The sequence below is a fragment of the Acinetobacter sp. ANC 4558 genome (assembly GCF_002135375.1).
Classification (GTDB): domain Bacteria; phylum Pseudomonadota; class Gammaproteobacteria; order Pseudomonadales; family Moraxellaceae; genus Acinetobacter.
In genome coordinates this window covers 58,453-72,010 of record NZ_NEGH01000014.1, presented here as the reverse complement: position 1 = coordinate 72,010, position 13,558 = coordinate 58,453, and the positions used below count along the sequence as shown (strand labels likewise).

Annotated in this window: 13 protein-coding genes and 1 riboswitch; of the genes, 8 read left to right on the top strand and 5 right to left on the bottom strand. The window is 33.6% G+C overall.

The genetic code is table 11. The features are described from left to right. Positions 1–218 precede the first annotated feature (218 nt). The gene (gene pepN, locus B9T31_RS15325; protein ID WP_086182800.1) at positions 219–2,831 is read left to right on the top strand and encodes an aminopeptidase N; all 2,613 of its coding nucleotides are present in this window, start codon (positions 219–221) and stop codon (positions 2,829–2,831) included. A gap of 218 nt (positions 2,832–3,049) precedes the next feature. On the opposite strand, the gene ribB is transcribed toward pepN, so the two are convergent. Continuing rightward, the gene (gene ribB, locus B9T31_RS15320; RefSeq protein ID WP_086182799.1) at positions 3,050–3,709 is read right to left on the bottom strand and encodes a 3,4-dihydroxy-2-butanone-4-phosphate synthase; all 660 of its coding nucleotides are present in this window, start codon (positions 3,707–3,709) and stop codon (positions 3,050–3,052) included. Positions 3,710–3,823: 114 nt separating this feature from the next. Beyond that, a riboswitch (FMN riboswitch) is annotated at positions 3,824–3,974 on the bottom strand. A gap of 125 nt (positions 3,975–4,099) precedes the next feature. Here ribB and B9T31_RS15315 point away from each other — a divergent pair. The 3 genes from B9T31_RS15315 (at position 4,100) to B9T31_RS15305 (ending at position 6,412) form a co-directional block, all read left to right on the top strand. Further along, a complete protein-coding gene (locus B9T31_RS15315; RefSeq protein ID WP_086182798.1) occupies positions 4,100–4,537 on the top strand; it encodes a GNAT family N-acetyltransferase in 438 nt (145 codons plus the stop codon). 221 nt (positions 4,538–4,758) lie between these two features. Then, positions 4,759–5,628, top strand: a complete 870-nt coding sequence (locus B9T31_RS15310; protein ID WP_086182797.1) for a 3'(2'),5'-bisphosphate nucleotidase CysQ family protein — start codon at positions 4,759–4,761, stop codon at positions 5,626–5,628. A 40-nt stretch (positions 5,629–5,668) separates the two neighbouring features. Next, positions 5,669–6,412: a histidine phosphatase family protein gene (locus B9T31_RS15305; RefSeq protein WP_086182796.1), complete on the top strand. Its 744-nt coding sequence runs from the start codon at positions 5,669–5,671 to the stop codon at positions 6,410–6,412. A gap of 27 nt (positions 6,413–6,439) precedes the next feature. On the opposite strand, the gene B9T31_RS15300 is transcribed toward B9T31_RS15305, so the two are convergent. Then, complete coding sequence (locus B9T31_RS15300; RefSeq protein WP_086182795.1) at positions 6,440–6,880, bottom strand: hypothetical protein; 441 nt, start codon at positions 6,878–6,880, stop codon at positions 6,440–6,442. Between the two features lie 715 nt (positions 6,881–7,595). Between B9T31_RS15300 and B9T31_RS15295 the strand changes: the two genes are divergently transcribed. From B9T31_RS15295 to B9T31_RS15285, 3 genes are read left to right on the top strand one after another with little or no spacing between them, the layout of a single operon-like run. Continuing rightward, on the top strand, positions 7,596–9,353 hold the full coding sequence (locus B9T31_RS15295) for a ShlB/FhaC/HecB family hemolysin secretion/activation protein (protein ID WP_086182794.1): 1,758 nt from the start codon (positions 7,596–7,598) through the stop codon (positions 9,351–9,353). Positions 9,354–9,364: 11 nt separating this feature from the next. Further along, positions 9,365–10,069, top strand: coding sequence for a toxin-activating lysine-acyltransferase (locus tag B9T31_RS15290; protein ID WP_171264778.1), 705 nt, complete (start codon positions 9,365–9,367; stop codon positions 10,067–10,069). Beyond that, a complete protein-coding gene (locus tag B9T31_RS15285; protein WP_086182792.1) occupies positions 10,053–10,643 on the top strand; it encodes a hypothetical protein in 591 nt (196 codons plus the stop codon). Before B9T31_RS15290 ends, B9T31_RS15285 begins: the two co-directional genes overlap by 17 nt. A gap of 220 nt (positions 10,644–10,863) precedes the next feature. On the opposite strand, the gene B9T31_RS15280 is transcribed toward B9T31_RS15285, so the two are convergent. Next, positions 10,864–11,334 carry a transposase gene (locus tag B9T31_RS15280; RefSeq protein WP_086182791.1) on the bottom strand — a complete coding sequence of 157 codons (471 nt, stop codon included), beginning with the start codon at positions 11,332–11,334 and terminating at the stop codon, positions 10,864–10,866. Positions 11,335–11,340: 6 nt separating this feature from the next. After that, positions 11,341–11,565: a helix-turn-helix domain-containing protein gene (locus tag B9T31_RS18275; RefSeq protein ID WP_228146066.1), complete on the bottom strand. Its 225-nt coding sequence runs from the start codon at positions 11,563–11,565 to the stop codon at positions 11,341–11,343. A 249-nt stretch (positions 11,566–11,814) separates the two neighbouring features. Between B9T31_RS18275 and B9T31_RS15270 the strand changes: the two genes are divergently transcribed. Next, positions 11,815–12,609, top strand: coding sequence for an Imm49 family immunity protein (locus tag B9T31_RS15270; protein WP_086182790.1), 795 nt, complete (start codon positions 11,815–11,817; stop codon positions 12,607–12,609). Positions 12,610–12,824: 215 nt separating this feature from the next. Here the strand turns inward: B9T31_RS15270 and B9T31_RS18270 are convergent, their stop codons facing one another. After that, positions 12,825–13,097 (bottom strand): transposase family protein, encoded by a 273-nt coding sequence (locus B9T31_RS18270; RefSeq protein WP_416202545.1) that lies wholly within the window; start codon positions 13,095–13,097, stop codon positions 12,825–12,827. Positions 13,098–13,558: the final 461 nt, after the last annotated feature.

Sequence of the window (13,558 nt, the reverse complement as noted above, 5' to 3'; positions counted from 1 at the left end):
TTAATGCGCTGATATTTTTTAATTTTGAATATTGTCTACTCAGTTAACAGTTTGATCACATAATATTTTTGAATGAAATATAGATTTGAATTGAAAATCGGTTTTTTATCCTCATAACATGAATTAAAGCAAGCACAGACAATACTTGAAAGTTGACGTATGATTGATACATCAAAATAATTCATTGCTCTGAGGCAAAATCAGAATTAGGACTCATTATGAATATTGCTGCAAATCCAATCATCGAAGCAGATCAAACTGTTTATTTAAAAGATTATCAAAAACCTTCTTATTTAGTTGATTCAGTCCATTTAGATATTCAGGTTTATGCTGATCATACGCTGGTGAACTCAAAATTGGTGATGCAGCGTCAAGCTGTTGGAAATTTAGTTTTATTGGGTCGTGATCTTGAACTGAAATCGCTTCATGTGAATGGACATTTATTATCAGAAAATGAATATCAATTAGATACAGAAACATTAACGATCAACAATGCCCCAGATTTAGCTGAAATTGAGATTTCAGTAATTATCCATCCTGAAACCAATACGCAGCTTGAAGGTTTATATTTGGCTGGTTCAGATTTATTTGTAACTCAGAATGAACCTGAAGGATTTCGTAAAATTACGTTTTATCCAGATCGCCCAGATGTACTCTCGGTATTTACCACACGCGTCGAAGCAGATAAAAAATATCCTGTATTACTGGCAAATGGTAATCTGATTGAATCAGGTGAAGTCAATTCTGAGCGTCATTATACGCTTTGGCAAGATCCAACAAAAAAACCAAGTTATTTATTTGCTTGTGTGATTGGTGATTTAGCGGTGTTAAAAGACCATTACGTTACATCAGAAGGGCGTAATGTTGCATTAGAGATTTATGCAGAAGAAAAAGATATTCCAAAATGTCATATTGCAATGGAAGCTTTGAAACATTCTATGCGTTGGGATGAAGAACATTATGGACGCCCATACGATTTAGACAATTATATGATTGTTGCAACCAGTGCATTTAATATGGGTGCAATGGAAAATAAAGGTTTAAATATTTTTAATACTTCATGTGTACTTGCAGATGAAGAATATACAACAGATGCTGCAATTATGCGTGTTCAGTCTGTGATCGCACATGAATACTTCCATAACTGGACAGGGAACCGCATTACTTGCCGTGATTGGTTTCAGTTGTGTTTAAAAGAGGGCTTAACCGTTTTCCGTGATCAATCTTTCTCTGAGGATTTACAGTCTGCCGCGGTACAGCGGATTGATGATGTGGCTGTTTTGAAAGCACATCAATTTCCAGAAGATTCGGGTCCACTCTCTCATCCGCCACGTCCAGATCACTTTGTTGAAATTAATAATTTCTATACAGCCACTGTCTATGAAAAAGGCGCAGAAATAAATCGAATGATGGCGACTTTACTTGGAAAAGATAAATTCCGTCAAGGTACCGATGAGTATTTTAAACGTCATGATGGTCAAGCTGTGACTGTTGAAGACTGGGTCGCTGCATTAACGGCTGGTTCGGGTATTGATTTATCCAATTTCTTAACCTGGTATAACCAACCAGGAACACCAAAACTAGAAGCACAAGGTGAATATAATCCAACGGCACAAACGTATACGTTGAGTTTTAAACAGAGTTTAAAAGAGAATAGTAAATATCCAAATTTAAAAGCTGTACCGATTCCTGTGGCATTGGCATTGTTTGATGCGCAAACAGGCGAGCAATTGGTATTGCATTCAGCTGCATTATTTGAAAATGAGGTAAAAGATGGTGTTTATCTATTCGATCAAGATCAAGCAACAATTGTATTTACCGATGTAAAAACCGCACCAGTAGTATCATTACTTCGTAATTTTTCTGCACCTGTGAATCTAGAGTTTAATTATTCAGATGAAGATTTAGCTTTTTTACTTCAATTTGAAACCAATGGTTTTAACCAATGGCAAGCCACTCAAGCTCTACTTGAGCGTATTTTATTGAATGATCATGATGCTGAGGTTTATATTCAAGCCATGAAAGATACGTTGCCAACATTAATTGAAAAAGATCCGTTATTGGCTTCTCGTCTGTTTGATGTTCCAACAGAAGGTTATTTAGGCAGTCGTATTGATGTAAATTACAATCCATCCTCAATTCAAGAAAAGCGAAATACCTTATTAAATAGGTTAGCAAATGAGTTTGGTACATTTAGTAAAGAAACATATTTGGCATTGGATCCTCAAGTACAGCGTGAGTTTTCTCAAGCAATGGGCGTACGCGCATTAAAGAATATTCTTTTAGCAATGTTGGCTCGTCAAGGAGATCAGTCTGCATTTGTACTGGCAGAAAAACAATATAACGATACATCTAATATGTCAGAACGTTTAGGTGCATTACGTGTATTGGTTTGGAATGATGCACCGCAAGCATCAGCAGTATTACAAGACTTTTACCATCGGTTTAAAGATGAAGCTTTGTCAATGGATCAGTGGTTTATGGTTCAGGCAGCGCATCCAAATGCAAATGCGGACAGTATAAAAGCCTTAACGCAACACGAAGATTATGATTTATCAATTCCTAACAGGATTCGTGCAGTGAGTGGTGGTTTAAATCTAAACCCAGTGAATACGTGGAGTTTTGGTATTCAACACTTTATTGATTTGGCTCAATACTTAGATGAGAAAAATCCGATTATTGGCTCACGCTTATTACAAGTTTTATCACGTTGGTATACGTTGGCTGAACCTCAACGTACAGATGTGAAAACAGCGTTAGAAGCATTAAAACCATTGGTTAAGTCAAAAAATGTGAGTGAGACATTATCGAGTATGCTCAGTGTTGAGTAAGTGATAATGGTTTATATTTTTTAATCAATAACAATAAAACCCATCTTAGGATGGGTTTTATATTGAAGAAACATATTAAAAACGTAAAGAGCAGAGTTTGCGATTTAAGTTTTTAAATTGAGCATCGTTGCATGTACATGTACAGATAAAAATATTTTCATCTTGTATGTCATTACGCTAAAGCAAATTTGTATTCGCGTAATGACGTTTCAATCTATTCAGATTTTATGTTTGATTCGATATTGAACAAGCTCATCAATGGTAATAAGTGTCAGATCATGCTTTTGTGCGTACTCAATCACTTCATTTCCAATGGACATTGTTCCATCAGGATTAGTGAGTTCACATAACACACCAGCAGGTTTTAGACCTGCAAGAATCGCTAAATCAATTGAAGCTTCAGTATGTCCGCGACGCGTAAGTACACCACCATTTTGCCCACGTAAAGGGAAGACATGCCCAGGTCTATTTAAATCACTTGGTACAGCACCGTCTTTAATTGCGGCATGAATTGTAGTCGTACGATCTTTTGCTGAAACACCCGTTGTTACGCCTTGTGCAGCTTCAATCGTCACGGTAAATGCAGTTTTAAATTGGCTGGAGTTATTGCTAACCATTGGTGGAAGTTGTAGTTGTTCCACTAATTCTTCGGACAGCGTTAAACAGACAATTCCTGAACCATCTCTGATCATTTGCGCCGTTGTTTCAACGTTTAACGTTTCAGCAGCAACAATTAAATCAGCTTCATTTTCACGATCAAAATCATCCATAACAAGGATTGGTTTCCCTTGTTTAATATCTTGAATGGCTTGAGTGATACGTTGTTCAGAATTAGCAAGGTAAGAAAGGATTTGTTCGGAGTGAGTTAAATTAGACATTGAAACGCTCTTGTATAAAATTAAATATCAATGAACATTTCAGGACTGGAAAAAAAATATGCCAAATGAATCATACTAATCTTTATCATGATTAATATATTATTTTTCACATGACACCGTCTTCTTTCATCCGGACTATACCGTCGGCTTTGGAATTTCACCAAATCTGCAAATGATGTTTTGAATTTGCTCGTGGGCTTATTAAATATATAATAATATTCAATTTTACCACCGGTGGGGAATCACACCCCGCCCTGAAGCGATGTAAAGTAATTATATGAACTTAATTTATAAAATCAAATTTTACATAGATTTTTTTCTTATTTAAAATGAATATTTTTTTATATAACCTTGATTTAATGTGATAAAATCGAATATTTAGGCAATCATATGCTAAATATTGCAACTATAGAAGATTTTCCAATATTGATTAATATTTGGGAGAGATCGGTAAAAGCAACCCACGATTTTTTACCTATAGAAGAGATTGATATCTTAAAACCTCTCATATTAAATGAATATTTTCATCATGTACTGTTATATAAATTTATTCAAAATGGGAAAGTTTTAGGTTTTATAGGAACAAGCGATGATAATATCGAAATGTTATTTATTGATCCTGAATTTAGAGGAACAGGAATTGGGCGAGTTTTAATTGATTTTGCTCAGTCTGAATTAGGAATCAAAAAAGTTGATGTAAATGAACAAAATTACCAGGCGGTAGGTTTTTACGAAAAAGTGGGATTCCGTGTGATAGGCCGCTCAGAATTAGATAACCAAGGCAAACCTTATCCACTTTTACATATGCAAGCAGATGAAGTGCGATAATTTATTTTTCATTCAACTTTAATGATAGATAGTATGTTTAGTTTAACTTTACCTCTGCCCAGTGTTATTCCATTGGGCTAATTATTTTATTTATATATGCTGTTTTATGATAAAACCGATATAAAATAAGAATAAAATTTTGAATTCTAGACAAATCTCTTATTTTTACTGCACTATAAAAGGCAAATTTATCCTGTTAAATTTTAGAGTAGAATTAAACGATGTTTAGATTAATTGATGCGCCAACAAATGATTTGATTTTACAATTGGTTTCTATCATTGGAAATGCCAGTGAAATATTAAGAGATGAATATCAAAAATATTGTACAGGTAGTGTATTTAATATAGATCAAAAGTTAGACTCATCACCAGTAACACAAGCAGATTATCGCGTTCATCAATATATGATTGAGCAATTGGAATATATTTCAGATTTACCTATCTTGTCTGAAGAAGGTGAACATGGACAGCGAATTCATTGGGATAAATTTTGGTTACTGGACCCATTAGATGGAACAAAAGAATTTTTACATCAACGTGCTGAGTTTACGATTAATTTAAGTCAGGTCGCGTTTGGTCAAACAAGTTTGGCTATGTTGGCAATTCCTTCTGAATATACTGTGTATATTGCGCCAGAAAGTGGACTGCCTTTAAAGTTTAATTATCAGTTGAAACAGTGGTTTATTTTTGATGAAATTATCAATGTCGATCGTTCCATTGTTTGTATCGGATTAAGTCAAAGTGGTCAAAGCAAATCAATCTATGAAGAATATATACAAATGGTTTCTCAGTTATGTGAATACTCAATATTAAAAGCGGGAAGTGCTTATAAGTTTTGTATGATGCTGGAGGGGAAAATCGATATTTATCCAAGATTTCATCCAACTTGTGAGTGGGATACGAGTGCGGGACAATGTTTATTGGAGCGTATAAATGGGGGATTGATTGATTTTTCTGGAAGACCATTTCAATATAATCAAAGACAAACATTAATCAATCAAGGTTTTATCGCGTATAGGAATAATAAAATGAAAAATATTGCATTAGAAGCACTAGAACTTACGTCGAAGAGGATTAAGTTAAATACTTAGTTCATGTTATAGTAGAATAAATTGATAAATTAAGCTCATTATGGCACTTAAGCTGCTCCCTCCAAGCATGTTAAAGGCATTAGATTTATTGCCAAATTTACAGACGCCTGTGACTTTATTTACACGACATTCAATTCGAGAGATTGCCGAAGGACAAGGCTTAGCTGGTTATGATTTACAATTAACCTATCAGGGGCGTGAATTAGCAGAAGAATGGGGTGCTTATTTAATTAATAATACCGATAGGGTGGTTGAGCATTGTATCTCCAGTCCAATCCAGCGCTGTGTTGATACTGCTGCATTAATGATTCAAGGCGCAGATCGTGTAACTGGTACTGAAAACCATACTCATTATATTGAAATTATAGAACAAGGCTTGTTGGTTGAACCTGGAAGTTTTGTTTTGGATATTCAAAAAGCAGGTCCATATTTTCAAAAACAAGGAGCCATTGGGTTTATTAATAGTTTTGTTAATAATGCTTTGCCAGGTATGAAACATCCAATACATGGGGTGGTTGATGTCCTTGAACTTATTTATAACACTCATCCTCAACAAAAAAATGGTTTAAGCCTTGCGGTCAGTCATGATACGATTCTTGCTGCAATTTTAGCAGTGATTTCTGGCAAGCATGAAGTCAGTAAAGAAGATTGGCCACAAATGATGGAAGGATTATTTGTTTGGTTTGAAGGAGATGTATTTCTTGAATCAAAATTAAAATGGATATGGAGAGGTCAATTAAATGAACTTTCTATAAGCGATTTTCAGAAAAGAGAAATTTTATAAAAAGTTCAGAGATTACGTGAATAAAATTCAAATATTTGCTTTAAGGCGATTTTTGAAATCTAATAAGTCTATATGTAAGCCATCATCGTTTAAAGGCCAAGTACTGGTGTTGACGGGAACGGTATGTTGATGAATTCGACTATATTTATCTGCTGCAATCAGTGTCGCAATATCATGCTCTGGAATGGTATAGGCATTGACAATTTTTTCTGGATATTTGGTACGGATATAAAATGCTTCTTCACTTTCACCTTGGTGTAATGCAATGATTCGTTCTACAGCTGGTAGATAAGTACCATAAGCTAACCATGCATCTACACCTTGTGATGCTTGAATTTCAACAGTTCCTTTCATGTTTGAAATGACTCGACCTAAAACATCTTTTTCACCTTTAGTGGAAAAGTATTCAATATATTGATCTTCTAGTTCTTGAAATTTTTCTAAAGTTGGTAGGAATTTATTAATCATGATTCAGTATCCCTATAAATAAAATTATGAGACCCAAAATACCATAATTTTTATATGGAATTAAATAGAATTTAAGTATTAAATTTTAGAAAAAACATCTTCCTGCTTGTAGTTTATATCGGTGTACCTCATTTCCAATGTACATCCTCTTTTCTTGCAAATGATGAGAATATAGATTAACTATTTGGTTTTTGATATTTATGAAGCACAAGCCCTAGAGATGATTACAGTCAAAAGTTGAACGAATTTTTACGTTTAAAATTATCTATTATTAAAAGCATTCAGAATTAAAAAACCCCGTTGTAAGGGGAGCTTACAACGAGGAATGTCTTAGATCATGAGTCGGACATAAGACAACAAAACCATAATATCCCTAGAGTTTGTAACTGTATAGCGGATAATCTCAAATGAATTGTAAGAGATCTAGTCATATTTATACTTAATCATCCATTTTTGTATACTTCATGTGAAAAAGATTGTTTATGCGTATCAATAATCTATTGAATTACATGCACATTATATTTAGTGATATTTGTATTGATTAATATTTGTTATAAAAAATTTCACTGAAGAGGGAAATAACAACGAAGTATTTCATGAAAGAACTCTAATATGATTGTTAATAAAATATATAAAAATTTAAATTATTGATTAATTTTTATAAAATATGCTATTGTTTTGTAAAATAAATCAATTTATTAGAATAAAAAATAAAATGTATAACAATAAAAAACAAATCCAGATTGTCTTTTTAATAATCTGTGCTTTTAGTATATCTGGTCTATCTTTAGCACAGGATTTTGACCCAGCCGTTGATGGTTTAATTCAGAATCAACAACGCCAAACCGAACTTGAAAAAATTACTCAACCACAACGAGATGTCTTGTTAGAACAAGCACAAAATAAATCACCTATTACATTTCAAGAAATTGAAGATCAGAATTGTTTTCCGATTCATCAAGTCAAATTAAACGGAGATATGAGCATCCGTTTTGAAAAATATCTAAAACAGACTTTAAAAGAATTAGAATTTAAAGATGGTTTGTGTATGGGGGAGCAGAGAATTAATCTGCTGATGAGCCAAACACAGAACTTGATTATTGGGGAGGGTTATACCACCACGCGTATTTTAGTTGCTCCACAAAACTTAAGCTCAGGCAAACTTAAACTGACGGTGATCCCAGGTTTATTGGGTGAGATTAAAATTGATTTAAGCGATGATATTCATACCCATGCAGGTCGTATTCAATATGCTAAAAATATTTTCCCATTAAAAAAGGGAGATGTCCTTAATCTACGAGCATTAGAACAAGGTTTAGAAAATTTAAAACGTGTGCCTACCGTTGAAGCAGATATTCAAATTGTTCCTGCAGCTGCACCGAATCAAAGTGATGTGATTGTAAAATGGCAACAACGGACCATTCCTGCTCGTGTCACATTGAGTATCGATGATGCAGGTAGTCGACAAACGGGTAAATATCAGGGCAATCTGACACTATCTTTGGATAATCCTTTGTTTCGAAGTGATTTATTTTATATTACCTTTGGACGGAATATCGCAGATCAGCAATCGATTACTGACCAAAATGGGACTACAGTCGATAGTGGAACCAATAACTATGCCATTCATTATTCAGTCCCTTATAAGAATTGGCTGGTGAGCGCCAACATTAATCGTTATCACTATGATCAAGCAGTTGCAGGGGCAAATAACGTTTATAACTACAATGGTGAAAGTCATCATCAAGAGCTCGCACTCACGAAATTGCTGTATCGCGATGTAAAAAGAAAAACCAGTGCAACATTAAAAGGTTGGCATCGTAATTCTAAAAGCTTTATTGATGATGCTGAGTTAACCATACAACGACGAGATGTTGCAGGATGGCAATTTAATATTGATCATCGTGAATATATTCAATCTGCCATTTTAGATTTAGGTGTTGGGTATAAACGGGGAACAGGAGCATTGAGTTCATTAGTTGCTCCTGAAGAGGCCTTTAATGAAGGCACATCTCGGATGAAAGTTTGGATATTAGATGCCAATCTACAAATTCCTTTCAAACTTGGCAACGAACAATTTAACTACGCCAGTACTTTTCATGGACAATACAACAACACACCTTTAAGTGTACAAGACCGGGTTTCAATTGGTGGACGTTATACAGTTCGTGGCTTTAATGGTGATTTAACTTTATCTGCAGATCGTGGTTTCTATTGGCGTAATGATTTTGGTTTTGCCTTTTTACCTTCACATCAGTTTTATGTTGCTTTCGATGCGGGACATGTGGCTGGTCAATCAGCTGAGTGGCTATTAGGTCAAACTTTGCTTGGTTCTGCAATTGGATTTCGTGGTCAGGTCAAGATTGGTGGAACCTTTTACTATGATGTTTTTGCAGCAAAGCCATTAAAGAAACCGGAATATTTCCAAAACTTCGATATGAATTATGGCTTTAGTACGAGCTATACCTTTTAGGAGAAATGTTGATGAAGATTGGAAATATCAGTGTTATAGCACCATCACATTATCCTGTTGAGCATTGGAGTGAGGCTGAGGTTTTAGGCTCACTGGTTTGGTTATGGCAGTATGTTCCCTCTTTAAAAAATGCGCCATTAAGTTACTTCATGAGTCGAACAGTCCCATTTTTACAATATCGACAATTTGCAGTGTTTATTGAAAATGAACGAGTTATTGGCTATGTCAGTTGGGCATTTTTAGATGAAGCAATAGAGCAGAAATATATTCAAAATTTGGGGCAGCCATTAGCAATTTCCGAGTGGAAAAGTGGTGATCGTCTATGGATTATTGATTGGTTTGCACCATTTGGTCATAGCAAGGGTGCAGGAGTTGGAGTATTAACTGAGTATTTAGGGGGGAAAGTTGTTGGAAAATTAGGAAGTAGTCTTGGAAGAGGAATAGCAGAAGTTGGAGTGGGAGGATTTGGTGGAATGGCAGGAACTTTTATTAATAATGGTTTAAATAGCGATCCTTTAACTAATAATATTATAAAATCGGGAGTTGTTGGGGCACTAATTCCAAAAATTAGCGGTCGAGCTGCAATTTCGTCTTCTGGAACAAATTCTAAAGTTGCAAATATCATTGTTGATATTAATTCTGCTGTAATAGGCATTGGAGCCGAAAAAATCCAAAAAGTAAAACCTAAAGGTAATAATAATGTTCAAAAGAAATAATAAAAATGTTAATCATAATAAATATATGAATGGGCCTGATATTATCTATAGGTCAAGTGATATCATTATACACATAATAATGACTATTTTAATGATGGTTGTATTTATTCTTTTATGTTTTTTTGTATTTAGAGAAGGGGTTGATAACCTTCTTTTAAATGGGACTCTTAACATATTACTCTTGTTATTTACTGTAATAGGAGCTCTTTTACTAGTGATATTTGGTTCTGCAATGATTTTCCCAATTTATATTAATGAATATGGAGCTTCATTTAGAACATTATTTTTGAAAAAAAAGTTTCTAAACTGGAATGATGTAGAAGATATCTACTTTCTAAAGCTAGTTGATTACAGTTCTAATAATATCATGTATAGATGTATTATAAATAGCAGAAAAGAATTAAAATTATCTTGGAGTATTGAGATTAAAAAAAATGATGATTATTATGAAATACTCAATATTATTGATTTTTATGTAAAAAAACACAATATTAAAATTCGTTTTAAAGATTCAGAATTTAACTTTAATAGTGAATTAAAAGAAATACCTAAAGCATTAGATTTTTCAAATTAATTTGAAGGGGTTTGAAATTAAAATAAGAAATGTTGTAAAAAATTATGATTGATTTTCATTTTAAGCAACGGGAATTTCATTAAAGAAGAATCAGCTAAATGGCGAGAAGGATGTATATGTAAAGTATAGGGGAAATCTGCCAATGTGCAAAAAATCCTAAAAAATTGGATGCTAAATATGGTTAAGACTATATTAATAAACTATAAGGTTCTTTCATAAGTCATTTTTTACTCAGTTCCATATTATAAATTCCAGCAATTAAATTGAATCTTAAGCCTAGTCTTTTGCCTCGATTACGATATCGCCCAGCAAGGATTTTAAAGGTTTTTAAACTGCCAAATACATGCTCAATTCCAATTCTTCTTTTATTGATTTCTTGATTGTAAAGTTTTAGCTCGGGATCTAGTTTGCAGCGCTTCTTTGCTTTTAGAGGCAATAAGCTATTTGGATACATTGTATAGATCTCTTGATAACCCTTATCTGCAAGGATAAAGGCACCTGTAGGAATCTGATTCAAGTTTCGTTTAAAGAGTTCGAAATCATGTACAGCACCACGACTTGTGCATAAATTCAGAATTTGCTGAGTTCTATAATGAATGATGGTCTGTACTTTGAAAGTATGTGCTTTCTTCTTGCCACTATAACTTTTCTTCTGTTTTTTTAGGCCTTTGTATTGGAATTTCCGTGGCATCTACGATCACCACATTCCAGTCGATGCCTTCACCTTCAGGCAAATGCTTCGGTACATTAAATACAGGCAGTCCTCTACATGGCGGACGATTCTTGAAGCAGTAGGCTCTGAGACACCATAACTTGTAGCGACATGGAACAATGTTCGGTATTCACGCCAATAACTTAAGCACAAAAGGATTTGATCTTCTATGCTCAATTTGGTTGGTCTACCTTTAGTAGGGACATGCATTTTCAGTTGTTCAACCATTAAATCAAAGGTTGAGCATGAGATGCCTGTATATCGCTTAAACTGTGTTTCAGAAAGCTTTTTTGAATCGACGTATTTCATACGCAAATTATGCATGAATATTTAAAATTCTTCGGTACAAATAATCAGCAAAAGATAGATCGTTTTTTGATTTATGAAAGATATCTTATGTAATGGGGAAATCTCTGACTATTGGTATGCAACAGGCTCAATGGAAATCCATTTGTAGTAATGTATTATTTTTCAAGCGAGGTTAATGCACATATGGTTGGTGCTTGGTTATTTGATCAGGATCTAAAAAAATTTAAAAAACTAGCTTATGTTTATTCTAAGTTAAGCATTTTAAATAGTGTGACTCGTGATGATCCTATGCCTTTCTTTTTTCGTTCGGATTATAACAATGTTAAAGCCCCCATGTTTCATATGCTGATGAGTGATAGTACTGAAATCAGAGATTTTTTAATTCGAAATATTGAAGAAGTTGCGAATGACACTGAAGAATTAGAAGATGAATATGGCTTAAACCGTCAAATGATTTACAACACTCTACTGATGTTGGAAGGTAAACAATTAGAACGTTTAAAACAACGCAGTCAGAAAGTTATTGATGCTCCAATACCAAAAATTAAGCAATTTGCCAAAGAACTTGAACTTAGAAAATATGATTTCCAACTTTATATTGCATTTGCAGAGCAAGATTTAGAAGGGATGAAAAAGACATTAGAGCCATTTTTTATTAAAAAAATTGCTCAAGACACAGCTAAATATACACTTGCGTATTATGATTTTTATTTACAGCCACAGGTTTTGATATATGCAAAATTGGCTTCAATGCATGGTTTTGATTTGGGTATAGATCATGAGATTGCTCCTAAAGAATTAATTAAGTACGGGCCACTTCCTCAAGAAGAATATCAAGATATTGTTGATTTTATGAGACCATATAAGTTGTCATATCCATATTCTTATTTACAAAATTGGATTGATTATTATTTAAGAAAAACGGATCAACTTTTTCCTATTTAAATGGTTTCTGATATCAATGGCGGTAAATATCGTATAATTATTAGACTTTTTTCATAAGTCATTTATTCTTCAATTCCATGTTATAAATTTCAGCAATTAGATTGAGTCTTAAACCAAGTCTTTTACCTCGGTTGAGATATCGCTCAGCAAGGATTTTGAATATTTTTAAACTGCCAAATACATGCTTGATCCCGACTCTTCTGTTTTTTAGGACTTTATATGGGTATTTCTGTGGCATCTACAATTACAACATTCCAGTCAATGCCTGCACCTTCGGGCAATTTTTTCGGTAAGTTAAATAGATTGGATCGAACCAAACAGTCCTCAATATGACGTACAATTCTTGAAGCTATCGGTTCTGAAACTCCATAACTTGTGGCAACATGAAATGAAGTTCGATATTCTCGCCAATAGCGCAGACACATTAAAATCTGGTCTTCAATACTTAACTTTGATGGTCTGCCTTTAGCGGAAATATGTTTATTCACTTGCTCAACTATCAAATAAAAAGTTGACTATGAGATGCCGGTATACCGCTTGAATTGTTCTTCAGAAAGCAGCTTTGAACCGATGTATTTCATCCACAGATTAAGCATGAATACTTAAAACTCTACGATACAAATAATCAGTAAAAGATAGGTCATTTTTTGACTTATGAAAGAGATCTAATAGATAACTATAAAGTATTCAAAAGCTTTGTAAATCGCATCAATTACAATTTTTATTACTTAAAGATGTAGTTTTTTGAGTACTAGGCATATGCAATGATATTTAAACAGGTTGTTTTTATAGATTGATAGAGGGTTTGCCGTGAATTTAAATAATGGACGTAAAATGAATGATTCTTTTATTATATATTCATATTTATAAAAATAAGTAAAGATAGCCTACTAAGTTCTATTATGAAAAAATACAGAAAGATAATCAATATCATTTATACATGCATTGG